We start from the raw sequence: 23885 nt of genomic DNA, 5'->3' as shown, positions 1-23885 counted from the left end.
AAAAGGGGTGATGTCATGATCGTATCACTGCCTGACCAGTGGATCATACTCATTGATGTGCTTGCCTGGACGTTCTTTCATCTCGTCATTTCGGCCGTTTGCTTGAAACTGCCTTTGACCTGGTTTCTGAAGGACCGCTTCTGGTTTCGGACGTTCTCTTTTGAACGATCCGGAGAATTGTGGCAGCGTTTATTCCGGGTGAAGAAGTGGAAGGGATTTATTCTGGATGGCACGATATTTTTTAAAAAGGGATACAGTAAAAAGGGGTTGCATGGTACGAAGTCGAGGGACTTGATCGTATTTGCAGCGGAAACAAAACGTGCGGAATTAACCCACTGGCTCTCCATTCTCCCTGCGCCGCTGTTCTTCATATGGAATCCAGTATCGGTAGGATGGGTGATGGTCCTGTATGCAGTTGTCTTTAACCTTCCGATTATCGTGGTTCAACGTTACAATCGCGGGCGTATATCGGCCATTACGTCAGGACTTGGGAAGAAATGAAGCAGACTACTGTAAGGAAATGCAACTACATAAAGGTTTAACGGGGATTGTCACGTTTGTGAGTTTTGGAGGAAGGAGGCAGATTAAATGACGGCTTTAGAAGTGATCAATCTCATCCTGGGTTTCCTTGGGGTTATCATTGGCATTCTCATGTTTTGGTCTTTGCCGGTACCAGGTTTCACCGCAAAAAATACGGCCGGCCTTCCGTTTCTGTCCATCATTATCCCTGCCAGGAATGAAGAAGGGCGGATCACCCCGTTATTGCAGTCATTGCACGAGCAACGATTCAAGTCATTTGAAATTCTATTGGTGGATGACGATTCATCGGATCGTACCGTGGCTGTCGCAGAAAGCTACGGTGTAACGGTCCTGCAGAATAAGGGAGCAGGGAAATCGTCTGCCTGCTGGCGCGGTGCCAAGGAGGCAAAAGGGACCTGGTTGCTATTCCTGGATGCCGATACCAGATTTACCAGTGTGGATGGATTACGTAATCTTCTCCATTACTATCAGGGAAAAGGCGCCAGGGGTATCCTCGCCTTGCAGCCCTATCACACAGTGGAGCGTGTGTATGAGCATCTTTCCATTGTCTTTAACATCATCGTCGTAGTGGGCATGAATCTATTTACCGTCTGGGGATCCCGGTTCAAGGCCGCCGGCTCGTTCGGTCCATGTATTCTTTGTAATCGAGACGATTATTTCTTATCCGGAGGGCACAAAAAAATCGAGGGGGCCATCATGGATGATCTTGCATTGGGAGAGGCCTTTCTTGATCAGAACCTTCCCGTTCGCTGCTTAGGGGGCAGAGGGATCATTTCGTTTCGCATGTATCCGGAAGGCTTCGGAAGCCTGATCGAAGGCTGGTGCAAAAGTTTTGCCGTCGGTTCCAAGTCCACTCATCCCGTCGTCATGTTGATGGTCATCCTCTGGATTACTGGCAGTTTAACCAGCGCGTCTTCATTGATCTCTTCGATTATGGAGGAAAGAACCGCCGCTATGATCGTCAATGGGGCATTGTATATCCTCTATTCCGTTCAAACAGCATGGTTTGCCCGCAGGGTCGGGGATTTCAGCTGGGTGTTTTTCCCTTTTTACCCGTTGCTGTTTTTATTCTTCGCAGTGATTTTCCTTTATTCTTTCATCCGGGTGAATATTTTCCATTCTGTGAAATGGAAGGGGCGTAAAATAAAGGTGTGAAAGGCGTAGAGCTCTTTTCTACCTGAACGGGTGGACCCCTTGAATGGCCTCCGCGCTTCTCGAAAAACAAAATTGTAAACTAGAAAAAACGCATCCCCATGCGATTTTTTCTTATGCCCTAACCAACAATCCAACAAATTTTTGCGCCATGGGGACAGGTCCCTTGGCTAAGGGTTAAATGATGAAAATCGTGAGGGATTGGGATGTAGGTAACGGAGTATGCGAAGAACATGTCAGAGTTTCAGATTGATAGTTTGAAGGCGTAGGGGGTGTTGGTGGGTCTTTAGGGTGGCGACCGGGTGAGGAATGAGGATTGATTGGGAGGGAGAGGGTTAGTGGGGGAAGTTGGGTGAAGCATACTGGCGGTTCGGCTTGATGAAAAGGAAGCACGAAAACCGTCCTCAATTAATCAAAGATATTAAACTCATATTGAAGTGGGAGTGCAGAGCGATTGGGGGCAACCTGAGTGGATCGCTCTTTTTTTGTACACTTATAAGGTCAAGGGAACAGGTACCATAGCCTCTTTTGTATATAAGCCATGGTACTTGTCCCCTTGGTTCTTTTTTCGTCCAATCATTACATTAAATTCATCATACTATTATATTAAATATTGTTTTTAGGGGTGATGAATTGTATAAAAAGAAACGAATCCAGTGTGATCCTAATCGTATACTCCCTCCTGAGGGGTGTGACTTTTACCCACCTCCACCGGGACCACCGGGACCACCAGGACCACCGGGACCACAAGGACCACCAGGACCACCAGGACCACCGGGACCGCCGGGACCACAAGGACCAACTGGGCCACAAGGACCACAAGGACCAGCTGGACCTCAAGGGCCTGAGGGACCTCAAGGACCGGCTGGTACTCCCGTTTTAACAGGAGTGGGATCACCAACCTGCGATATTGGTAATGATGGAGATCTATATATTGATATATCCACAGGGAATGTTTTTTATAAGCAACAACAACCTGTTCCTCCCACAACAAGGACGATACCTCCTCCAACAGGGAATACCCTGCTTGTCGGGTCCACCCGACCATTTACCACGATTCAAGCTGCTTTAACTGCGGCAGTAAATGGGGATCGATTATTACTAGACGCTGAAACCTTTACGATAAATTCCACGATAAATGTAAACAAGTCGGTAACGATAGAGGGGCAAGGAAAAGGCGCAACGATCGTGGATACCACGAATAATACTGTAACTACCATGTTTAATGTCACCGTATCGAATGTGGTCTTCCAAAACATGTCCATCATTCAAGATTTCGTATCAATAGCATCCATTGAGTCCGTCATAAGAGTGAATAATTTGTCAGCTACCGGAATTTATGTCGATAATTGTGAAATCTCCGTATGCGAGTTCGGTATTTCACTGATTGCCTCTGAATTCCAGATCACCAATTGTGACTTTAATTATGCACCGGGTGCTGCGCTTAACAATAGTTATCGGTATATCAGTATTTCTTCTACTTCAGGTCAGAGTATTATCGACACCAATACGTTTGTCTCAGATTCAGGGGCTGTCAGGTGCAGCTTCATCATTATCACGAATGTAGCAGCCAGTTCAGGCACACTAAAGGGGGATTTGGTCATAAGGAATAATACACAATTGACTTCTCCCTTTACGCTCCGTCACCTTCTTCTCATGGAAGAATTTACAGGTGAGAATTTTGGATTGTATATCATCGATAATACGACCATTAGTGAAGGAAATGTTCCTGTCTTACTGTTTGGGCCCAACCTGAATATTTTTAAATTTTTAGCTTTTTATGGAAATACCGTTCAAAATACTGCAGGGAAAGGACTCGCTGGAATCGATAACAACTATTTGGGCAGCACAGATGTTTTCAGTACGGGTAATACAATTGTAAATGAATTTTTCACTGCTGGATGGGCATCTGCGACTGATCCGGCAAGCTTTATCGTCGGATATAATTCAGCCGTTATTCCTGTACCGCCTAATCTGCCCCTAAATCCTTGTTATTGGTTATTGTTGAGTGAATTTATTTAGAGAGGGACTGCTTATTGATTAAGTAGTTCAGTTTTTGTGGGGAACATAAGAAATAACTTATCAATTTAATGGCCAAATCGCATAGTGATTTGGTCTTTTACTTTTAATTGTAAACCATTTAAAGGAACGAAAAATTTCGTGCAATTCATCAAGCCTAAGAATAATAATGCTTATAAAGTCGATTGGCAAACTTCTGAACAAGTTCGTGAAATTGTTCAGAAATTTGCGGTATACTGCGAGTATAGAAAGAGTGAAGTAGTTGATATGTTCTTAAAAAACCTTCTCAAAGGCGAAGAATTTCTTAAATGGGTTGATGGCATACGTAACAATAAAAAAATGATAAGAAAAATGGGGTTAGAGGATGTCATGGAAGGACAAAAACTTGACTAAATTACACAGATTAGTGATTGCTGATAAAGTTTACAATATAAACGGTATAATTTATAGTAGATAGATTAATGTGGACAAAAGGGAAACAAGGATTCCTTCACAATCTAAGATGGGCTAAACATGAATTTTATATGGAGTGTAAGATGATAATTAAAAACAATTTCAAGTATTATGTAGAACAACTTTTATTGACGTTAATACCGATTTTAATCTTTAACATAGGATTACCACATCTTTTACCTATTTTAAAAGTAGTTGGTTCCACCGTGTTCTTACTTATTTTAGTCATAGCAATGGCAGCTCTTGCTACTGGAAAAAGAGGGTTTATCCAAGTTATTAGGTTAATATCAATAGTCAACTTCTTAGTTGTATTAGCAATGTTTCTTACCTTCTATATCAGCAGTTTCCTTGTACTGACTGACGCAATCGGCTTCGAAAATTTCCTCGGCTATTTTTCCAAAATAATTACATCCTTCTCGCTAGCATATTCGATTGAATTAGCTTCTGCTCTTTCCTTAACTGCATCTCAATTAATGGTTTTTGTTTCTGCTGCTGCTTTACTTTTATTTGGTATTGGGATGTTGATCAAAAAAGTGTTGAATAAAAATGGTTAATTCAATTCGATTTGTACTCTGGAGTGGCATTTTCTCCACACAAATACACAGAGCGCATCTATGATTGAACATCACAATAAAGCCATTCTCATGGAATAGTGAGAATGGCTTTATTCATGCTGAGACTATGGTTGATCCCTTAGCTTGCAGAATCGTCTTAGCCGGTCCCCGTGCATCATGAATCTTTACTTTCAGAGGATCAGGGATTTTAGGGTTTTCATTATGGGAAGTCTAACAAAAGAAAAATCGAAGAAATGGAGTGTGGATCATGGTGAGAGGGATCGAAGAGTAGGTATAAGGTAATCGTCATAACTTTGTATCAAGGAATGACGATTAACCTTCAGCTCGATTCTCAAGGGTGAAAACCCGTTTATCAATATCGGTGATTCTTGTGTTCAGATAATGAAAGTCCGTTTCAGAACGTTGGTTGCCTACTTTTAACAAAGCAATGACATCTTCTGTTTGTGAAACTTCGATTCTGTTAACCGTTTCCTTTATCTCTTTTAAATCACTTCCGAATTCCTTCAGGTTACGGTCGAATTCCTTCATGTTCTGTTGAATATCGGATAACATGTTCACGATTTGCTTGTCCATTTATCTTACCTCCTGCCTACCATTATAGTAGAAATGAATCAATGATACTACCCTGAAATTGTGTGAACTGGCAGCACGAGGGGACATAGACGGAAGCACGAGAACCGTCCCCACGCTTCCAAAAAACAGCCGGAGAAGACCCAGCCGCAGCTAATTTTTCATAATTGGCGGTGACAGGTACATTTAGCCCTTTAAAGCGAAAATAGTGATGGATTGTACTGATGGTTGAAAGAGTTGTGGAATAAGAAACGGTGCCTGACCCCAGTAGGTCAGGCACCGTTTTTGGATTCAATGGAAAGTCTAACAAAAGAAAAATCGAAGAAATGGAGTGTGGGTCATGGTGAAAGGGAACGAAGAGTAGGTATAGGGAAACCGTCATTCCTATTATATCGAGATATGACGATTACCCTTCAGCTCGATTCTCAAGTGTGAAAACCCGTTTATCAATATCTGTGATTCGTGTGTTCAGATAATGAAAGTCCGTTTCAGAACGTTGGTTGCCTACTTTTAACAAAGCAATGACATCTTCTGTTTGTGAAACTTCGATTCTGTTAACCGTTTCCTTTATCTCTTTCAAGTCACTTCTGAACTCCTTCATATTTCCATCGAGCCCTTTCATATTACGGTCAAGCTCTTTCAAGTTTTGGTCGAACACCTTCATGTTCCGTTGAATATCGGATAACATGTTGATGATTTGCTTTTCCATTTTATCACCTCCCTCATACAATTATAATGGAAATGAATCGATGATACTACCCTTGATATTTTGTGAACTGGTAGGCCGAGGAAGGTACCACGGGGACAGGTACCACGGCTCTCTCTCCCGATTAAAAATGGTCTGGTTTCTTGTTACCCGTGGCTTTTCTGCTTCCGGCTGAGCTAACAGGAAGCGTGAGAACCGTCTCTCTCCTCTTTAATATTGTTTAATTCTGAATGTTTTGGAATAATTAGTAATAGTCTAAGTAAGATGGGAACCGTGCCCGGTTAACCACAGCTAACTCATTATGGGGGAATCATGTATGAATAAGAAAAAAATAACGGTCTTGCTCACTTCAGTGGTGGTTTTGGTGGCCGCCTATGCCTGGTATCAATCCACGAAATTATACGGTAATGATAAGGAATCCATCGTCAAAGTGATAAATTCCGTGGAAGGTTATGTGGATAAAGACATTCGAATTGTGCAAATCGATGATTTTGATGATGTTCGAATTGTAGGGTTTTTGGCCAATCATAAGCCATCCTATATTGAGTTTGCTCAAAACGATAAGGGGAACTATGTGTGGAAACATATTGAATCCCATCATGACGGGACAATTGGAATGTTTTTACCTGGTACACTTGGAAAAATCATGTTCGTGACGAATGATGAAAATGACATTGCGAAAATGACGGTAGATATTAATGGGGAGACACTTGAGCAAACGTTCCCTCCTTACGAGCAGAACGTAGCCTGGATGGATTTTCCTAAATCAAAAGATGGAGGATATGAGTATCGGAACTACAAATATTATGATAAGACTGGGAGTTTGATTGAAGAGAATGAATGATTGAATCTGAATTTTTTAGGCTGACTGGACATTACAGGCGAAGCGTCGGGACGGATCTGGTGCTTTCATTCTTATATTTTGAGGAATCATCAAATACGACTCCGTCTTCTCTTTCGTGCTTCTCTGTCCCCGCCCCATGCTTCTAATCTCCACATCCTTCACCCTTTCCCCTTATTCTATGGTAAATTAAAAGAATAATAGTTTCACTTTTCAAATAATAAAATGCGATTCTGCATCAACCATGGAGGGGCTATGTTTTTCTCACTTCGCAACCGATTATTCATGATTTTCACCCTGTTACTAACCTTTCCTTTTCTAGTTCTGTCGATTCTGATTCCCAACTGGTTTACGTCCATTATGGAGGAGCGTACGACGAGTTCGACGATTGAAATGATGGAGCAGTATTCGCTGTATATTGATTCAATCACGTCACAGGCAGAGGATTTAGGAAAACAGGTACTGGTTAACCCTACGACTCAGGAATGGATCAAGTCCGAGGAGAATGATAGGGAGGTATCCGATGCCGAACGTCTTCTGATGAAGAACCAGTTAAAGGCGGAATTATCTTCGATGATGATCAACAATTCCAAGGCGATGTCCGTATCCGTTTACCTGAACGATGGAACCGGGACAGCCGGGAATCTTCCTCCTCTGGAGAAAACCATTTGGTTCGATGAATTCTATAAAGACGATCAACGCTGGCTTCGATCTCATAATGATCTGATGGCGGATCAGGTGAACAGTTACCTTCTGCCACTCTTTGATATCAATACCCTTGATTTATCCGGGGTGATCAAGGTAAATTTTCCATCGTCCCTTCTTGAGAATGCCTTAAGCAAGATCAAGCTGGGTGAGAACGGGAGAGTCTATCTCCTGGACAGCCTCGGAAGAAATGTGCTGACGGGCAGCGTCGATACACCGGAGAATGTAGTAAAGGAAAGCTTAAAGACTATTAAGACAGAGACGAACAGCTCGGGATTAATAGAGGTCCCTTTCGAGAAAGAAGAGTATATGATTTTCTATCAGAAGGCAAAGGTAGGAGAATGGGTGCTGGTCAGTGAAATTACCAAGTCCGAACTGTTCTCTCAGGTTAATGAGCTTCAGAGGAATCTCCTTTTGACGAGTGGATGGATATTCTTATTGACGATCATGGCGTCTTATCTCTTTTCTTCTACCATCGTAAAGCCTTTGGGGAAATTGACCGGTGCCATGAAGCTTGTTGAAAAGGGAGAATTTAAGAAAGCGAAGCAATTGATTCCTTCCATTAAGACAGCTAATGATGAGATTGGTTATGTGGTGGATGTGTTCGGCCAGACGGCCAACCGCCTCGATACCCTGATTGAAACAGAATATGAAGCCAACATACGCAGGAGGGATGCGGAATACAAGGCACTGCTACTGCAAATCAATCCCCATTTCTTAAATAATACCTTGGAAACCATCGGTGGTCTCGCAGCTCAAGGGAAGAACAAAGAGGTGATCGATGTCACGATCCATTTAGGGAGGATCATGAGATATTCCCTCAATACGGAATCTGACATGGTGACCCTTGGGGAAGAAATGACCTATATACGGAGGTTTATGGAAATTCTGAAGCTGCGATATGAAGAGGCGCTCTCAGTTTCCATTCAGGAGGATCCTGCAGCCTCTCCGCTCCCGATCATTAAGTTCGTTATCCAGCCACTCGTGGAGAATTCGGTTAAATATAGTTTCATAGAGAAAACGGAGGCCGTTCTTCGTATTTCGACGAAGAAAGTGAATGATTGGGTGGAGATTGTGATCGAGGATAATGGAATCGGGATCCCTGAGTCTATTGTGGAAGAATTGAAGCATGACCACGGTCCTCATGAATCCAGTCATGTACTGGAAAGCAAAGGGCGAAGCATCGGACTTAAAAATGTCCTGGGGCGTTTAAAGCTGTATTATGGAGAAAATTTCACCTATCATATTTCATCAAGAGAGTATCAAGGCACAACCATTGTCTTACGCATAAAAAGTGGAGAGGGGGATCTTCATGCTGAAGGTGATTCTGGTCGATGATGAAATTCAAATCCGAAGAGGGTTGAAGTGGAAAGTGGACTGGGAAGAAGAAGGCTTTGTTATTGCCGGCGAAGCCTCCAATGGCAAGGAAGCGTTACAGGTGATAGAAGAGGTGATGCCTGATCTTGTCGTGACCGATGTCAGGATGCCGGTCTTGGATGGGATGCAGCTTGTGAAAGCGTTATCGGGTAAGTATCCTGATATCAAGGTGATCGTCCTGTCGGGATACGCAGATTTCGAGTATGTACGTTCCTCTTTGGTCGAAGGAGTGAAGGATTATCTGCTTAAGCCCGTCGATCCCGAGGAATTGACGGCTGCCCTCAGGAAAGCAAAGAGTGAGGTTGAAGCGGAGAAGCAGAGAAGAATGGAAACGGTCAGAATGAACCAATTCCACGCCGAGGAAATGAGGGAGCAATACCTGCTTCATTTGGTGAAGGATGAATGGGCAGGGAAGAATATTTCCGGGGAGAGACTGAGTCAGCTGAAGCTTGATGTGCTGGCAGGTGAGGACACGGTCGTTCAGTTCATCACCGTAGAGATTCGGAGTGGTGACCCCGAACAGGTTAGGGATTTGTTCCTGCCTTTCAAGATGTTGTGCAGAGAATTATCTTATGAGCATGAAGGAATCATGTCCTTCTACGACACGAGCTATCAGAATATGATTCATTTCTTATGTCTACAAAACTCGGGAGGGAATTCAATCCATACTTTTGTTCAGGAATTGCAACGGAATGTCAGCAACTATCTGAATGTTGAAACGGTCATTGGGGTGGGAAAAGTAGTCATGGGTTTATCTCAATTAAAGAACGGATACATATCCTCCCTTCTCTCCTGGAGTCAAAGTTCCGCTGATGCCACGTCCCAATTCATTGACGGGACAACGAGTAAACAGACGGTGGAATTCACTGACGATGTGGAATGGAAGTTGTCAAACAGCATGGAGCAGGGCGATTATGAGACTTTCAAGAAACATCTACTGTCTACCCTTGCTGAATGCGACCGGCAATCGGTGATGTCTTATTCCTTTGCAGCTAGCAGGGTGCTCTTTATGCTTGGATCCATGGCAAGGAAATATGATCTGTATACCGATGATTTGGAGAAGAAGATGTGGAATTGTCAATTGGGTATATGGGAACTCACTTCCCGGTACCGGGTTAAAGGACAACTGCTGGATCTGGCAAGAATGATTGCGGATAAGGTGAGTGAAACCCGGCATTCCTCTAATGGAATTGCCATCGTGGAAAATGTAAGGCGGTATATGGACAAGCATTACACCAATGAAATTTCACTCTCCTCCCTTGCTGATCAATTCCATATCAACTCGGCCTATTTATCAGAGATGTTCAAAGAACTGGTAGGACAGAATTTCAGTGATTATCTCGTCAACCTCCGAATGGACAAAGCCCGTTCCCTGTTGATGGATGAACAGTTAAAGATCATCGAGATTGCCCATCTTGTCGGCTATTCTAATTCCGGCTATTTCAGCACTGTATTCAAGAAGCGATTTGGACAAAAGCCACTTGATTACCGGAAATCCATGACAGTGGATAAGGGGGAGGAACGATGAAGTATAAATTTACCGCCATCTATGTACTGGCTGCGCTACTCATGTTGACAGCCGGGGTCTACAGCATCTTTACTTTTACCTCATTCCAGGAAACCAGCAGAGATAAGGACGGAGAAATGCTGGATGAACAAGACAAGATTCACCTTACATTCTGGAGAAACAAAGGGACAGAACTTGAGAATCGGGCGTATGAAGAGCTGGTGGCTGACTTTAATAAGGAGCATCCCACGATTGAAGTGGAGATGGTCCCTATCCCTTATGGGGATTATGAGTTGAAGCTTAGAACTGAGATGGCAGCAGGTGACCCACCTGATATTTTGACGATCGATACGCCGACTCTTGCCCTTTATGCAAGTGCGGGTAGTCTTCTGTCATTGGATGATTATATGAGAAAAGATGGTCATATTGAGGATCTCGCAACCCCTACGTTGAAGGGGATCACATACGAGGATGAAATCTATTTATCACCCATTACAGAATCAAGTGTGGCTCTTTTTTATAACATCCATTTGTTTGAAAAAGCAGGGGTTCCCCTCCCTTCCAAAAATCCACATGACCCGCTGACTTGGGATGAGGTTCTCGAGGTTGCTAAGAAAATCTCTGCTTTAGCACCTGACATCACGGGAATAGACCCGGCCCAGGGATTTCCGGATGGGGAGTCGCCATCCTACTTCAAGATGCCTATCCTTTGGCAATTTGGAGGAGATGTACTGGATCCTGGCAATCAGACAGCGAGTGGTTATTTGAACTCCCCAGCTTCATTAAGAGCCCTACAGTTTTATCAGGATCTCTATCAGAAACACCGGGTAGCCAAGGTCGAACTCCCCGAGGAAGCATTGGAGACCGATAGGCTCGGTATGACGGTCCTCGGTTCCTGGATGGTGGAGAGTCTTAGTATGATGAACCCTGATTTCCGGCTGGGTGAGGATTTCGGGATTACCGCCCTGCCGAAAGGGAGCGAACAGGCGGTTCCAAACGGAGGCTGGTCCCTCGGGATTTCATCTGAAACTGACTATCCCGATGAAGCATGGGAGTTTATCCGATATGTCACCAGCTTTGAAGGTGCAAAGAAATATGTGGAGATCACCGGAGATGTTCCGGCTCGTTATTCTGTTGCAGAAGCCTTTCCCGAGTTCAATGAGTATCCGAAGAATATTTTCGTGGAACAGGCACAAAAGTACTCAAGGAATCGACCGATCACCCCAGCCTATCCTGTCGTGAGCGAAGCAGTCAAAGCGCTATTTGAAGACGTGGGAATCGGAGGGAAGGATGTCAAAACTTCGGCAGAAGAGGCGGTCAAAAAGATTAATGAAGAACTGAATGATTTGGAATAAAAACCTTTGGCAGCTGCCAGAGGTTTTTTTTGTGCAGTAAACTTCCAAAAAATTTAAACTGTTTCATCCGAAAATAGTAAACGTTTTCATTCTGGGATTCTAGTAAAGTGAACTCAACGGACATCCTCACCGAAAAGGGCGGGTCATTGTTTCTGAACAACTTGATTTTTATAAAGGGGGTCAAAAGATTGCAAGAACTTGCCAAGGCAGATACACCAGTCATAGCGGAAACAAAGAAAAATTCGAAGCTCAAAACCAAGCTCCATTATATGAAGAAAAACTATATTCTCTATTTGTTTCTTGCACCTGCCATCATTCTTACGATCATTTTCAAGTATGTTCCCATGTATGGGGCATCCATTGCATTTAAGGATTTCAGTCCCATCAGGGGGATCAATGGAAGTGAATGGGTGGGGTTCAAGCACTTTACGGACTTTTTATCGTCTCCGAATTTCATGGATATCCTGGTCAATACTCTGAAATTAAGTTCCTTCGAGCTTCTGATCGGGTTTCCGATCCCGATCATACTTGCACTGATGCTGAATCAGCTCAGGAAAGCAGGGGTGAAGAAGAATATTCAACTCATCCTTTATGCACCACATTTTATCTCAGTCGTCGTCATCTCCGGGATGATCTTTCTCTTCCTATCACCTACGGGACCGATTAATGCGATGCTGTCGGTTTTTACGGATAAGCCGATTTCATTCATGTCTGATCCTGATGCCTTCAGAAGCATCTATATCTGGTCAGGAGTTTGGCAGGGCGCGGGGTGGGCATCGATCATTTATGTGGCGGCACTCGCCAATGTGGATCCCCAGCTTCACGATGCAGCAACCGTAGATGGGGCGTCCCTGCTGCAACGCATCTGGCATATCGATCTTCCGACACTGAAGCCTGTGATGGCGGTCCTGTTCATCCTGGCTGCAGGAGGCATCATGGCGATTGGATTTGAGAAAGCCTATCTGTTACAGACGTCGATGAATCTGCCAACCTCGGAAATCATTTCGACCTATGTATACAAACGGGGGCTGCAGGCCGGTGACTATTCATTCGCCACGGCAGTAGGGTTGTTCAATGCCGTCATCAATGTCATCTTATTGGTTTTCGTAAATCGTGTGGTCAAGAAATTAAACGAAGGCGAAGGTCTTTTATAGAAAGGGGGAAACGAGATGTACCAATACACCAGGAGTGATAAACTCATTCTTTTCATTAACAAAATCCTGCTTGGGGGAATCGTTATTATTGTTTTGTTCCCTTTGATATATGTTCTACTATCCTCGGTTCTTGAGCCGAATGTTCTGGTGAAAAAAGGATTACTCATCAGCGGATCGGATTGGACGCTCGAGGGATATAAACGGATCTTCGAGGACGGGACCATCGTCAAAGGATTCATCAACTCGATTCTCTATTCTGCCGGATTCACCCTCATCACCGTGAGTGTCTGCATCTTTGCCGGCTATTCCCTCTCGGCTGAAGGGCTTGTCGGACGAAAGTTCATCATGGTGTTCTTTCTCATCACGATGTTCTTCAACGGAGGGTTGATCCCGACGTATATGGTGGTGAAGGACTTAGGGATGCTGAACACAATTTGGGCGATCATCCTTCCCAATGCCATCAACGTTTGGTTCATAATTCTTGCAAGAACGTACTTCAAATCGATTCCGAATGAGTTGAAGGAAGCAGCAAGGATCGACGGGGCATCGGAGTTCAAAATCTTCTTGAACATCGTGTTTCCGTTGTCAAAGCCGATCATCTTTGTCATCGCGCTCTATGCGTTCATCGCACAATGGAATTCATATTTCGATGCGATGATCTATCTTGAGGACCGGGATTTGTACCCGTTACAGCTCGTCCTGCGATCGATCCTCATCCAGAATGAGGTGCAGCCGGGAATGATCGCTGACCAGCAGGCGGCAGCGGAACTCCAAAGAATTTCAGAGATGATCAAGTATTCATCCATCGTATTAGCCAGCTTACCGCTGATCATTATGTATCCATTCTTCCAGAAATACTTTGAAAAAGGTGTTATGGTGGGATCTTTAAAATAATCTATATTTTATCAATGGGGGTTTAACAATGGGGAAAAAGACGAAGACAATGTCGGTACTTCTGATGTCAGGCATGCTGCTTGCAGCCGGGTGCAGCAACAACAGTGAAAGTGCTTCTTCTGAGAATTATGAACTGGAAAATGTAAAGTTTCCGTTAGAGGAACAGGTGACGCTTAAGATGATGACATCCAGCTCACCACTTGCTCCGGATGATCCAAATGAAAAGCTGATCTTCAAAAGGCTACAGAAAGAAACGGGAGTGAAGATCGACTGGACCAATTATACAGCGGGGGAAACTTTCAATGAAAAGCGGAATCTGGCTGTCGCGAGCGGCGAACTTCCAGACGCGATCATGAATGCGGGATACAGTGACTATGAGCTATTGAAGCTTGCGAAGGATGGAGCGATCGTTCCTGTTGAGGATCTGATTGATGAGCATATGCCCAACCTGAAAAAGGTCTTGGAAGATGCGCCTGAATATCGCTCGATGATGACGGCACCGGATGGGCATATTTATTCCTTCCCTTGGATTGAAGAGCTTGGTTCAGGAAAGGAAAGCATTCACTCCGTCGATGACTTCCCATGGATCAACGTCGAGTGGCTGAAAAAACTGGGGCTTGAAATGCCGAAAACAACCGATGAACTTAAAGAAGTCCTGAAAGCATTCAAGACTCAGGATCCAAACGGGAATGGTGAGGCAGATGAAATCCCGATGTCCTTCATCATCAACCATGGAGGTGAAGATGTGTCCTTCTTGTTCGGTTCATTCGGACTCGGTGAGAACTGGGATCACACGGTCGTCACCAATGAAGGTGAAGTGAAGCTGACGGCAGCCGACGAAGGGTATAAGGATGCCATCAATTATTTAAATGAATTATATAAAGAAGATTTGATTGACGTAGAAGCCTTTGAACAGGATTGGAATACCTACCTGTCGAAAGGGAAAGAAGGACGTTACGGGATGTACTTCACATGGGATAAAGCCAACATCACGGGTATGAACGATCAATATGACCTCATGCCAGCCCTTGAAGGCCCCGATGGAACGAAGAATGTGGCGAGAACGAACGGTATGGGATTTGACCGCAATAAAATGGTCATCACGAGTGCTAACGAGAACCTTGAATTAACGGCGAAGTGGATCGATCAATTCTATAATCCGCTTCAATCGGTTCAAAACAACTGGGGAACATATGGGGATGACAAACAGCAAAACATCTTCGAAATGGATAGTGCCAGTCATTCATTAAAACACCTTCCATTAGAAGGAACGGCTCCTGTTGAGCTCAGGGAAAAGACATCCGTCGGCGGTCCACTGGCAATCTTGGACGAATACTATGGAGCCGTGACGACGAAACCGGATGATGCTGCCTGGAGACTGGGGCTCATGAAGGATGTCATGGTACCGGATATGAAGGCGGATAACATCTATCCAAAAGTATTCTTCTCCCTTGAGGAGTTAGATAAGCTTTCGAAGATCGAGACCGATCTGCTTGCTTATGTGAAGCGTAAAAAGGCGGAATGGATCACCAACGGGAAAGCCGATGAAGAATGGGCGGATTACTTGAAAGAACTCGATCGCCTCGGGTTACAGGAGTGGCTGAAAATAAAGCAGGATGGATATGACCGTAACCAATCATAATTAAATTCAGGCTGTACCTTGCCCAGGCAATCGTGCAGCCTTTCGAATGCAAAGGAGAATCCATATGACGAATAATTATCAAGAAAAAATGAGCCTTTATTCAGAAACCTATCGTCCGCAATTTCACTTTTCCCCGAAGGAAAAGTGGCTGAATGATCCAAATGGGATGGTCTATTTCGAAGGGGAATATCATCTCTTCTTTCAATATCATCCACAAGGAACTACGTGGGGACCGATGCACTGGGGGCATGCGGTTAGTCGTGATTTAATCCATTGGGAGGAGCTGCCGATCGCCCTTTATCCTGACGAGCACGGTGCTATTTTCTCTGGAAGCGCCGTGGTGGATTGGAAGAATACATCGGGTTTCTTTGAAAAGGGGAATGGCGGGCTGGTCGCCATTTATACAAGCGCGGACTCATATCCGGATTCCGATCGTTCAAGGCAAAGACAAAGTCTAGCCTATAGTCTTGATCATGGCAGGACGTGGGAGAAATACGAGGGAAATCCTGTCCTGTCAGATGAAGACATTACCGATTACCGGGATCCGAAAGTATTTTGGCATGAGGAATCTGAAAGGTGGGTCATGGTGCTGGCGACGGGTCAGACGATTACCATATATACGTCCCCTAACTTGATCGATTGGGAGTTTGCCAGTGAATTCGGTCAGGACGAAGGCTCCCATTCCGGAGTATGGGAATGCCCGGATCTGTTTCCACTCATGGTTGACGGAGATCCCGATCGTGTGAAATGGGTGATGCTGGTGAGCATTGGTGACAACCCTGATTTCAAAGAAGGTTCAAGGACCCAGTACTTTGTTGGGGACTTTGACGGCAAGACGTTTATCAACCTTCATAATGCGGACACCATCCTCTGGCTTGATCACGGAAGGGACAATTATGCGGGGGTGAGCTGGTCCGATATCCCTGAAAAGGACGGAAGACGAATCTATCTTGGATGGATGAACAACTGGAGATATGCAAACCAGGTTCCGACTGAAACGTGGAGAGGAGCCATGACCTTGCCTAGAGAAATGACCTTGATTTCTACGGCAGACGGGGTTCATCTTTTACAAAAACCTGTATCTGAAATGAATAGAATCAGAAAAGAATCAAAGGTCATCAAGGCAATAGGGCTAACGGATGAAGCGTACTCAATGGATGTAAATCATGGATTAATGGAAGTGAATCTGGCTGTAACGTTGGAAGAGGCAAAGGAGTTCAGGCTGACTATCCACCATTCATCCGAAGAGAAAACGAGTATTCGGTACAATCGAATCACCCAAGTGTTATCGATCGACAGGACTCAGTCAGGAGAACACGAGTTTTCGGATTCATTTCGGGGAATTTCCGAATGTCCTGTGGAATTAATGGACGAAACGCTCAACCTTCAGTTATTCCTGGACTCATCTTCCTTAGAGGTATTCGCACAGGGAGGACGGGAAGTATTAACCAATCTTATCTTTCCGAAGGGAATGAATCCAACCCTTTCCCTCACTGCCCTTGGAGGTGGTGCCAAGGTAGAAGAGCTCTTGGTTACCGAGCTTTCCTCTATCTGGGGGAAGGAAGTGTGAGAGCATGAATGATCCTTCGATTTTATGCATCGGTGAACTGCTCATCGATTTCTTTTGTACCGATATCAATACAGACCTTGCTCAAGGACAACACTTTTCCAAGCAAGCAGGAGGGGCTCCTGCGAATGTGTGTGCCACCATTACCACACTTGGGGGGCGAGCCAGATTCCTGAGCAAGGTAGGAAATGACCCATTCGGCCATTTCTTGAAAAACACCATGAAAGATCTTACCATTGATGATTCTTCCATTCTTCTTGATGAGCATCATCCTACGACTCTGGCATTTGTATCATTGAAAGAAGAAGGGGAAAGAGATTTCGTGTTTCATCGAGGGGCTGACGCTCATCTGAACAAGGAAGAGCTTCATCAAAGCAACTGGAGGGAATCTTCAATCATTCACTTCGGATCGGCTACCGCCTTATTGGATGACCCCTTTAAGTCCGCTTACGTATCCTTCATCCAAACGGTTAAAGAAGCAGGGAAATTCGTCTCCTTTGACCCGAACTTCCGAAGTGGTTTATGGAAAGGGAGAGAGAGGGACTTCATTGGGATGGCGGAGCAGTGCATCAGTCAAGCAGACTTCGTCAAAGTAAGCGAAGAGGAATGTAAGATCATTTCTGGATTCGCCCATCTATCAGATGGAGTCGAACGTTTTCATAGATTGGGAGCCAATACGGTAGCCGTCACCCTTGGGAAGGATGGAACACTTGTTTCAAACGGTCAAGAATCTTGTATCGTCCCAAGCATCCCCGTTCATTCCGTCGATTCAACAGGAGCAGGCGATGCATTCGTTGGGGCAACCCTGCATCAATTCAATCACTATCAGGATCCGAAAGTCCTCCTGAAGAACTTCGAAGAATTAAAGAACGTCATTTCAACCAGCAATCGCGTGGGGGCCACTGTTTGTACAAAAATAGGGGCAATCATCGCGATTAGGGAATTAGAGGGACGGACCTCTAAATGGTGATAGTTATACATTAGCGCACTAAATTGGTGCCTGATGTCCAGCACGGTAAAGCTTAGTGTACTGGATGTCAGGCACCGTTTTTATTTTTCTCTGCTTATATAAAAATTTGATAAAATAAAGAGGTAGTTAGAAGGGGGAGTCAAGTTGAAAAAAGAATTGATTGATCGATTAACCACGTACGTGAAGGTGTATACAGAGTCGAAAGATGGAGTGGAAACAACGCCTTCCACTCCGGGTCAGCTTGTACTTGCCAACATGCTGGTACAGGAATTGAAAGAAATCGGAATGACAGACGTAACAATTGATGAATACGGGTATGTAATGGCTACATTACCTGCAAATACGGACAAAAAAGTCCCTACGATTGGATTCCTTGCCCACATGGATACATCTGAGGACTTTACTGGGAAAAATGTGAAGCCTCAGATCGTCGAGGGTTACGATGGGAACGATATTGTGTTACATAAGGAACTAGGGATTGTTCTATCGGTGAAGGACTTTCCTCAGTTACTGGATTATAAGGAACACACCCTGGTGACAACCGATGGAACGACCCTCCTCGGAGCGGATAATAAAGCAGGAATCGCGGAGATCATGACGGCGATGGCCTATTTGATTGAGCATCCCGAAGTGAAGCACGGCACGATTCGAATCGCTTTTACGCCGGATGAAGAAACAGGGAAAGGACCCCTTCAATTTGATGTGGATCGGTTCAATGCTCAATTTGCCTACACAGTGGACGGCGGCCAATTGGGTGAATTAGAATATGAAAGCTTTAATGCGGCAGAAGCGAACATCAAGATTTATGGGAGAAATGTTCACCCGGGTACAGCGAAAGGCAAGATGGTGAACGCTTCTAAAATCGCCATGGAATTGAATCAGCGATTACCTCTCAAAGATGCGCCCGAATCCACTGATGGATATGATGGGTTCTATCATCTTACTTCTCTTCAGGGAGAGGTTGAACAAGCAACCATGAGCTATCTGATCCGTGACTTCGACCAGGAAAGCTTCAACGGGAGAAAGACGACGCTCACCAACATTGTAAAAGACCTGCAGGCAACCTACGGCCAGGAAAACGTCCAGCTTGAAATCAAAGACCAGTATTATAATATGCGAGAGAAAATAGAACCTGTCATAGAAATCGTCGAATTGGCAAAGCAGGCAATGGAGAACCTGGAGATTACACCAGATATTAAACCAATCCGGGGTGGAACGGATGGGTCACATCTTTCATATATGGGTCTACCGACACCCAATCTCTTCACTGGCGGAGAGAACTACCATAGCCGATATGAGTTTGCTTCAGTGGATAACATGGTGAAAGCGACCGAGGTCATTATTGAGATTGTACGATTATTTGAAGAAGAGACAGAATGAAAGAAAGGAAGCATGGGGACGGTTCTGGTGCTTCCAAACTGAATGATCAATAAATTGTATAAAACAGCTGGCTTATACGGGCAAGGCCAGCTGTTTTTTTATGTTTGATTAATAGAATGAAAGATGCAATCTAATAATCGGAGGGATTCTTCTATTGCAAATGTCGCAGTTTATCCGGATTAGCAACCGTATAGATCGTCTGAATTTGATTGCCACTGAAGCTAAAGGAGTACACATATTGTAAGTGGCCATCAATTGTTACTTTCAGTCCTGGTAGACTGTTGACAGATGTATAGTGGATAGTGAACTTGCCAGCATACATTTTCAATAGGTTTTGAAGCAATTGAACGACTCTGTTCGCACCGTAAATAGGTACTTGTGCAGCTTTTACTTTGCCGCCGCCATCCGAGTACATAGCAACATCTTCGCTGACAAGGTTCAATAATTGATTGACGTTTCCATTTAAGATGGACTGTACAAACTCTTTGACTGTAGATTCAGCTATGGAAATCGAAGGTTGTTTCTTAAGGTCGTACTCCATGCTTTTTTTCGCACGGTGGAATATTTGCCGGCAGTTCGCATTGCTTTTTCCAAGAATCTCAGCGATATCATCATAAGAGTATTGAAAAACTTCTCGAAGCAAAAAGACGGCTCGTTCTATCACATTTAGCTGTTGTAATAATAGTAAATAGGCTGTAGAGATGGATTCTTGTTGAAGAAAGGCATGGGAAGGATCGTTAGGTGAATGCTTTCCTTCAAGCAAAGGTTCCGGAAGCCATGGTCCAACGTATACCTCACGTTTCTTGGCGGATGATCGTATTAAATCCAGACAGCGATTGGTGACGATCTTACATAGATACGCTTTTTTATTTTCAATTTGTTCGCGGTTGGGAAGCTGATCAAAGGTTATAAACGCTTCTTGGACAATATCCTCTGAATCCATCACGCTGCCTAACATACGGTAGGCTAATGAAAAAAGCAAAGGTTGATAAGCTTGATAAAGTCCTTCCATACTCATCATTTGATTTCCTCTCTAGTGTTTAGTAGATGTGAAATGGCTCGCTTAGCGCTAGCTACGGATGCATCAACGAGAAGCTCGCCATGTGAAGCCCAGTCCCCCGCAACATATAGCCCCTCAATTTCAGGGACAGCAGGGCCAGGGTTTTCCGTTCTTTTCATATGAGGAAAATCGTGGACTACCGTCATTTTCGGTAAGAACTGTCTTATTACTAATTCATTCCGCCAGCCGGGTTGAACCACATCTAACATTTGCTCCAACTCAGCCTCATTCTTTGCTGCATCTGGTTGCGGCCCTTGATATTTAAAGAGCGATATCAGTTGTGTCCCATCATCACTCAAGATAGCTGGCCTTGGTTTACCCTCCCGTGATTGGTTGGTAAGGAAAATGGTCTGATCTAATCCATAGATGAATTGGTGCCTAGGCTTAGGCAGCTGGCGCAAACCAACATCCAGACAGGCAACCGTAACAGGAATCGATTGATTGTTCCACGTGTGAAGGGCGGTTTGATCGGCATGTGGAACTAGCTTGTGAGAAATGGAGGGTGGAGTTGTTAGTATGACATTCAATGCTTCTATTCTAGTACCATCTTGACATAAAATCGAGTGTACTTTCTGATCTTGATGATCGATTGTCCCCACCTTACGATCACTGACCAGTTCCACTCCCAGTTGGACAGCAAGTTCACGCAGTTCTTCTACAAGTGTCCCCCATCCTTTATCGAGATACAGAACCCCTTGAAGTGAACGCTGCAGTTGCTTTAAGGCAGGACCAGCGGCGTGTAATTCAGGTGCAAGAACATAAGTGGATGTTCGAAGCAGTGAATAGAACACGTTGCGCAACATGGGATCATGCAATTGAGCTTCAATCCAATCCCGGATACTGATTTGGTCCCAAGCATTTGTGTCCATTTTTCCTAATTTAATGAACCATTTTGCCAATTCGACCTTTCCTGCCCAACTTAGGAGCGGCGTTTGAAAGAAGGAGGAGGTGTTCGTTGGTAAAGGAACGATTTGTTCTTTCCACATCCCGTGAGCATGAATAGAGGGAGAGCTTCCCTCAAGTCGTAACCCAAGTTCGCGGAAGGCTTCATACGCTTCCCCTTTATACATTGCATGACTGCCCAAGTTAAAATATACCCCCTGCTTTTTATTTGTGATGGCTCTGCCCCCAAATCGCTTTTGCTGTTCCAATACAAGGGTTCGTTTTCCTGCTTTTGCTGCATAGATGGCAGCCGTTAATCCAGCGATTCCTCCACCTACAATAGCCACTTCATATTTTACCATCTTCATCATCCTTTTCGGTTATTTACTGATATAACGGATGAGGGAATGATTCTGTGACAAAATGGAGGAGGAAGAATTTTGGACGGAGCATGGGGACGGTTCTGGTGCTTCCTCACTGCTGTTGAAAGTCAGAAACTCATCAACAATCTAAAAACGAAAGAAGGAAATAAGGAATCTTTGAAGAATAGTACAAGCGGATACTGGTTTTTTACAGGCTGTTGATCCCATTCATGCTTTTAGGTTTTTTTCCAGATATCATGTCGGCTATTGATTAGACATGTGTCATAAATTCTCTATTGCAATGGGTGATCTTTGGGTATTTTTCATCATAGGGTATATTTTGATTGCAGTGTCCAAGTTTTTTGCCGTGAAAGCGAAATACCGTTTTATGATGTGATTCGAATCAAAATACTCTAATGTTCGGGAGGAAATGAAATGTCCAACAATACGTTGACTTCAAAGGTGGAGAATGATCGGGTACTTGTGCTTGAACGAGATTTTGATGCGCCGCGTGAGCTAGTGTTTACTATGTTTAAAGACTCTGAACATCTCAAACAGTGGTGGGGACCAAGAGGCTGGGAGCTTCCCGTATGTAACGTGGATTTCCGACCGGGAGGTGTGTGGCACTTCTGCATGAAGTGTGCTGATCAAAATCAAGGAGAATACTTCGGTATGGAATCTTGGGGAAAAGGGGTTTATAAGGAGATCATCGAGCCGGAGAAGATCATCTACGTCGATTCCTTCTCAGATCCGGAAGGCAATACGAATAAAGACATGCCATCGACTACTAATACATTGGAATTCATCGATTTGGGTGGCAGGACGAAGCTGATCAACCGTGCTGAATATGATTCGGCAGAGTCTCTCAAGACCGTTACTGACATGGGTGTGATAGAAGGCATCACCGAAACGTGGGACCGGCTGGAAGAAGCCCTTCAGAAGATGAAATAAAGTCAGGATACAACAATAAGTTTATTAGGGTCTGATCCTCAACAACCTAAATCATTTCCGCGCAGGGATCAGACTCTTTTTCAGAAACAACTAAACATAAGCTCAGGACAGCTGTTCCATGTTCTGAGCTATTTGGCGTTTGAAATTAATAGCATCATATCCACGAAATATTGTAAGGACATCAAGAGAGAAGGAGTTCCTGCGAGCTGTTTAATGATAAATGAACATATTTAAGGTTCGTTTAAGGATGGATTAAGGTTAGTTTAACGTACTGCAATTATAATAAAAAAGTTCGGTTCAACTATTGATTAAAGGAGGATGTTAAGTGGGTGAGGACAATCGGTATCCTATTTTACTGTGTTATTGCATTGGTATTATCAGCTTGTGATGCTCAGATTGAAGGGAAAGACTCAAGCAACGAAATAACTGGTAGCTGGGGATATGAATTCATTAATAGTGACAATCAAAGAGAAGGTGGAAAACCCATAAAAATTGCTGTGCTTGATAGTGGAATTAATTCTTCATTACCCGAACTTAAAGACAGGGTAATCAAGTCATTTGATGTCATTGAGAATGATGAAGTTACGAAAGATTCATTCAATCATGGTACTTCAGTAGCAGCGATTATAGGTGGGGAAAGAATCAATAATGAGATTAAAGGGATCAATCAACACTCGATACTATATGATGTACAAGTTCTAAATGAAAACGGGCTTGGAGATGTTAGCAATGTTGTAGACGGACTAGAGTGGTGTATTAAAGAAAAAGTAGATGTAATCAATATCACCCGGAATTAGAGGGTGTGATTCATAAAGCACTAGGTGAAGGAATCATTATTGTTGCTGCTTCTGGTAACACTCTAGGTTTAAATGTTGAGTATCCCGCTAAATATCAAGGTGTTATTTCTGTAGCTTCAATAAACAAAGATAGTAAGAGGTCCAGTGTTTCTGCAAAAGGGAAAATTGATTATGCTGCACCAGGTGAAGATATTTTATCCATTAATAACCAAGGTCAAATCGGATTATGGAAAGGAACTTCATTTGCTGCGCCTATGTTAACAGGTGTCATTTCAGTGTTAATGAGTCATTCTGACGAAGATATAACATACAAAAATATACATAACTTTCTTAAACCTTTTGTTCAAGATCTTGGGGAAAGAGGGCACGATGAAGAGTTTGGAAATGGAGTAATTATATTAAGGTAGAGTTTATGAAGAGGAGTGG

The 23885-nt window shown here is 43.9% G+C and carries 23 protein-coding genes; 19 read left to right on the top strand and 4 right to left on the bottom strand.

The window, feature by feature from the left end; genetic code table 11:
• The first annotated feature begins 15 nt into the window (after positions 1-15).
• The 5 genes from ACIFOD_RS04965 (at position 16) to ACIFOD_RS04945 (ending at position 4718) form a co-directional block, all read left to right on the top strand.
• Positions 16-501, top strand: a complete 486-nt coding sequence (locus tag ACIFOD_RS04965; protein ID WP_430313677.1) for a glycosyl-4,4'-diaponeurosporenoate acyltransferase — start codon at positions 16-18, stop codon at positions 499-501.
• 87 nt (positions 502-588) lie between these two features.
• The gene (locus ACIFOD_RS04960; protein WP_430313676.1) at positions 589-1695 is read left to right on the top strand and encodes a glycosyltransferase family 2 protein; all 1107 of its coding nucleotides are present in this window, start codon (positions 589-591) and stop codon (positions 1693-1695) included.
• A gap of 630 nt (positions 1696-2325) precedes the next feature.
• On the top strand, positions 2326-3714 hold the full coding sequence (locus ACIFOD_RS04955) for an exosporium leader peptide-containing protein (protein ID WP_430313675.1): 1389 nt from the start codon (positions 2326-2328) through the stop codon (positions 3712-3714).
• A 138-nt stretch (positions 3715-3852) separates the two neighbouring features.
• Positions 3853-4104 carry a hypothetical protein gene (locus ACIFOD_RS04950; protein ID WP_430313674.1) on the top strand — a complete coding sequence of 84 codons (252 nt, stop codon included), beginning with the start codon at positions 3853-3855 and terminating at the stop codon, positions 4102-4104.
• Between the two features lie 143 nt (positions 4105-4247).
• On the top strand, positions 4248-4718 hold the full coding sequence (locus tag ACIFOD_RS04945; RefSeq protein ID WP_430313673.1) for a hypothetical protein: 471 nt from the start codon (positions 4248-4250) through the stop codon (positions 4716-4718).
• Positions 4719-5051: 333 nt separating this feature from the next.
• Here ACIFOD_RS04945 and ACIFOD_RS04940 read toward each other — a convergent pair whose 3' ends face one another.
• Both ACIFOD_RS04940 and ACIFOD_RS04935 read right to left on the bottom strand, forming a co-directional pair.
• The gene (locus ACIFOD_RS04940) at positions 5052-5312 is read right to left on the bottom strand and encodes a hypothetical protein (RefSeq protein WP_430313672.1); all 261 of its coding nucleotides are present in this window, start codon (positions 5310-5312) and stop codon (positions 5052-5054) included.
• Positions 5313-5715: 403 nt separating this feature from the next.
• Entirely contained in the window at positions 5716-6018 is a 303-nt protein-coding gene (locus ACIFOD_RS04935; protein WP_324747035.1) for a hypothetical protein, read from the bottom strand.
• 313 nt (positions 6019-6331) lie between these two features.
• On the opposite strand from ACIFOD_RS04935, the gene ACIFOD_RS04930 reads away from it, so the two are divergent.
• From ACIFOD_RS04930 to pepT, 10 genes are all read left to right on the top strand, one after another.
• Complete coding sequence (locus ACIFOD_RS04930) at positions 6332-6859, top strand: hypothetical protein (RefSeq protein ID WP_430313671.1); 528 nt, start codon at positions 6332-6334, stop codon at positions 6857-6859.
• Positions 6860-7111: 252 nt separating this feature from the next.
• The gene (locus tag ACIFOD_RS04925; protein ID WP_430313670.1) at positions 7112-8899 is read left to right on the top strand and encodes a sensor histidine kinase; all 1788 of its coding nucleotides are present in this window, start codon (positions 7112-7114) and stop codon (positions 8897-8899) included.
• The gene (locus tag ACIFOD_RS04920) at positions 8874-10466 is read left to right on the top strand and encodes a response regulator transcription factor (RefSeq protein WP_430313669.1); all 1593 of its coding nucleotides are present in this window, start codon (positions 8874-8876) and stop codon (positions 10464-10466) included. The genes ACIFOD_RS04925 and ACIFOD_RS04920 overlap by 26 nt, the downstream gene beginning before the upstream one ends.
• On the top strand, positions 10463-11800 hold the full coding sequence (locus tag ACIFOD_RS04915; RefSeq protein ID WP_430313668.1) for an ABC transporter substrate-binding protein: 1338 nt from the start codon (positions 10463-10465) through the stop codon (positions 11798-11800). Before ACIFOD_RS04920 ends, ACIFOD_RS04915 begins: the two co-directional genes overlap by 4 nt.
• A gap of 188 nt (positions 11801-11988) precedes the next feature.
• The gene (locus ACIFOD_RS04910; protein ID WP_430313667.1) at positions 11989-12954 is read left to right on the top strand and encodes an ABC transporter permease; all 966 of its coding nucleotides are present in this window, start codon (positions 11989-11991) and stop codon (positions 12952-12954) included.
• Between the two features lie 15 nt (positions 12955-12969).
• The gene (locus ACIFOD_RS04905; protein ID WP_034761840.1) at positions 12970-13848 is read left to right on the top strand and encodes a carbohydrate ABC transporter permease; all 879 of its coding nucleotides are present in this window, start codon (positions 12970-12972) and stop codon (positions 13846-13848) included.
• Positions 13849-13876: 28 nt separating this feature from the next.
• A complete protein-coding gene (locus ACIFOD_RS04900; protein ID WP_430313666.1) occupies positions 13877-15490 on the top strand; it encodes an ABC transporter substrate-binding protein in 1614 nt (537 codons plus the stop codon).
• A 64-nt stretch (positions 15491-15554) separates the two neighbouring features.
• Complete coding sequence (locus ACIFOD_RS04895; protein WP_430313665.1) at positions 15555-17060, top strand: glycoside hydrolase family 32 protein; 1506 nt, start codon at positions 15555-15557, stop codon at positions 17058-17060.
• A 4-nt stretch (positions 17061-17064) separates the two neighbouring features.
• Entirely contained in the window at positions 17065-18027 is a 963-nt protein-coding gene (locus ACIFOD_RS04890; RefSeq protein ID WP_430313664.1) for a carbohydrate kinase family protein, read from the top strand.
• A 144-nt stretch (positions 18028-18171) separates the two neighbouring features.
• On the top strand, positions 18172-19407 hold the full coding sequence (gene pepT, locus ACIFOD_RS04885; RefSeq protein ID WP_430313663.1) for a peptidase T: 1236 nt from the start codon (positions 18172-18174) through the stop codon (positions 19405-19407).
• A gap of 151 nt (positions 19408-19558) precedes the next feature.
• Here the strand turns inward: pepT and ACIFOD_RS04880 are convergent, their stop codons facing one another.
• Positions 19559-20425, bottom strand: coding sequence for an RNA polymerase sigma-70 factor (locus tag ACIFOD_RS04880; protein ID WP_430313818.1), 867 nt, complete (start codon positions 20423-20425; stop codon positions 19559-19561).
• A complete protein-coding gene (locus ACIFOD_RS04875) occupies positions 20425-21711 on the bottom strand; it encodes a phytoene desaturase family protein (protein ID WP_430313662.1) in 1287 nt (428 codons plus the stop codon). Before ACIFOD_RS04875 ends, ACIFOD_RS04880 begins: the two co-directional genes overlap by 1 nt.
• Positions 21712-21789: 78 nt before the next feature.
• Here ACIFOD_RS04875 and ACIFOD_RS04870 point away from each other — a divergent pair, with 78 nt between their 5' ends.
• From ACIFOD_RS04870 to ACIFOD_RS04855, 4 genes are all read left to right on the top strand, one after another.
• Positions 21790-21933: a hypothetical protein gene (locus ACIFOD_RS04870; protein WP_430313661.1), complete on the top strand. Its 144-nt coding sequence runs from the start codon at positions 21790-21792 to the stop codon at positions 21931-21933.
• A 213-nt stretch (positions 21934-22146) separates the two neighbouring features.
• Complete coding sequence (locus ACIFOD_RS04865) at positions 22147-22662, top strand: SRPBCC domain-containing protein (RefSeq protein WP_430313660.1); 516 nt, start codon at positions 22147-22149, stop codon at positions 22660-22662.
• 329 nt (positions 22663-22991) lie between these two features.
• The gene (locus ACIFOD_RS04860; protein WP_430313659.1) at positions 22992-23459 is read left to right on the top strand and encodes a S8 family peptidase; all 468 of its coding nucleotides are present in this window, start codon (positions 22992-22994) and stop codon (positions 23457-23459) included.
• A gap of 5 nt (positions 23460-23464) precedes the next feature.
• Positions 23465-23866, top strand: a complete 402-nt coding sequence (locus ACIFOD_RS04855; RefSeq protein WP_430313658.1) for a S8 family peptidase — start codon at positions 23465-23467, stop codon at positions 23864-23866.
• Positions 23867-23885: the final 19 nt, after the last annotated feature.

The sequence above is a fragment of the Rossellomorea sp. NRS-1567 genome (genome assembly GCF_050467885.1).
GTDB classification, from domain to species: domain Bacteria; phylum Bacillota; class Bacilli; order Bacillales; family Bacillaceae_B; genus Rossellomorea; species Rossellomorea aquimaris_C.
Note: the sequence above shows the minus strand (reverse complement) of the source record. Positions and strands in the feature narration are given on the sequence as shown.

Excerpts from the sequence above, each read along its gene's own strand:
- ACIFOD_RS04965 (WP_430313677.1), top strand. The coding sequence starts at position 16 with ATGATCGTATCACTGCCTGACCAGTGGATCATACTCATTGATGTGCTT.
- ACIFOD_RS04960 (WP_430313676.1), top strand. The coding sequence starts at position 589 with ATGACGGCTTTAGAAGTGATCAATCTCATCCTGGGTTTCCTTGGGGTT.
- ACIFOD_RS04945 (WP_430313673.1), top strand. The coding sequence starts at position 4,248 with ATGATAATTAAAAACAATTTCAAGTATTATGTAGAACAACTTTTATTG.
- ACIFOD_RS04940 (WP_430313672.1), bottom strand. The coding sequence starts at position 5,312 with ATGGACAAGCAAATCGTGAACATGTTATCCGATATTCAACAGAACATG.
- ACIFOD_RS04935 (WP_324747035.1), bottom strand. The coding sequence starts at position 6,018 with ATGGAAAAGCAAATCATCAACATGTTATCCGATATTCAACGGAACATG.
- ACIFOD_RS04930 (WP_430313671.1), top strand. The coding sequence starts at position 6,332 with ATGAATAAGAAAAAAATAACGGTCTTGCTCACTTCAGTGGTGGTTTTG.
- ACIFOD_RS04925 (WP_430313670.1), top strand. The coding sequence starts at position 7,112 with ATGTTTTTCTCACTTCGCAACCGATTATTCATGATTTTCACCCTGTTA.
- ACIFOD_RS04920 (WP_430313669.1), top strand. The coding sequence starts at position 8,874 with ATGCTGAAGGTGATTCTGGTCGATGATGAAATTCAAATCCGAAGAGGG.
- ACIFOD_RS04915 (WP_430313668.1), top strand. The coding sequence starts at position 10,463 with ATGAAGTATAAATTTACCGCCATCTATGTACTGGCTGCGCTACTCATG.
- ACIFOD_RS04905 (WP_034761840.1), top strand. The coding sequence starts at position 12,970 with ATGTACCAATACACCAGGAGTGATAAACTCATTCTTTTCATTAACAAA.
- ACIFOD_RS04900 (WP_430313666.1), top strand. The coding sequence starts at position 13,877 with ATGGGGAAAAAGACGAAGACAATGTCGGTACTTCTGATGTCAGGCATG.
- ACIFOD_RS04895 (WP_430313665.1), top strand. The coding sequence starts at position 15,555 with ATGACGAATAATTATCAAGAAAAAATGAGCCTTTATTCAGAAACCTAT.
- ACIFOD_RS04890 (WP_430313664.1), top strand. The coding sequence starts at position 17,065 with ATGAATGATCCTTCGATTTTATGCATCGGTGAACTGCTCATCGATTTC.
- ACIFOD_RS04880 (WP_430313818.1), bottom strand. The coding sequence starts at position 20,425 with ATGAGTATGGAAGGACTTTATCAAGCTTATCAACCTTTGCTTTTTTCA.
- ACIFOD_RS04875 (WP_430313662.1), bottom strand. The coding sequence starts at position 21,711 with ATGGTAAAATATGAAGTGGCTATTGTAGGTGGAGGAATCGCTGGATTA.
- ACIFOD_RS04865 (WP_430313660.1), top strand. The coding sequence starts at position 22,147 with ATGTCCAACAATACGTTGACTTCAAAGGTGGAGAATGATCGGGTACTT.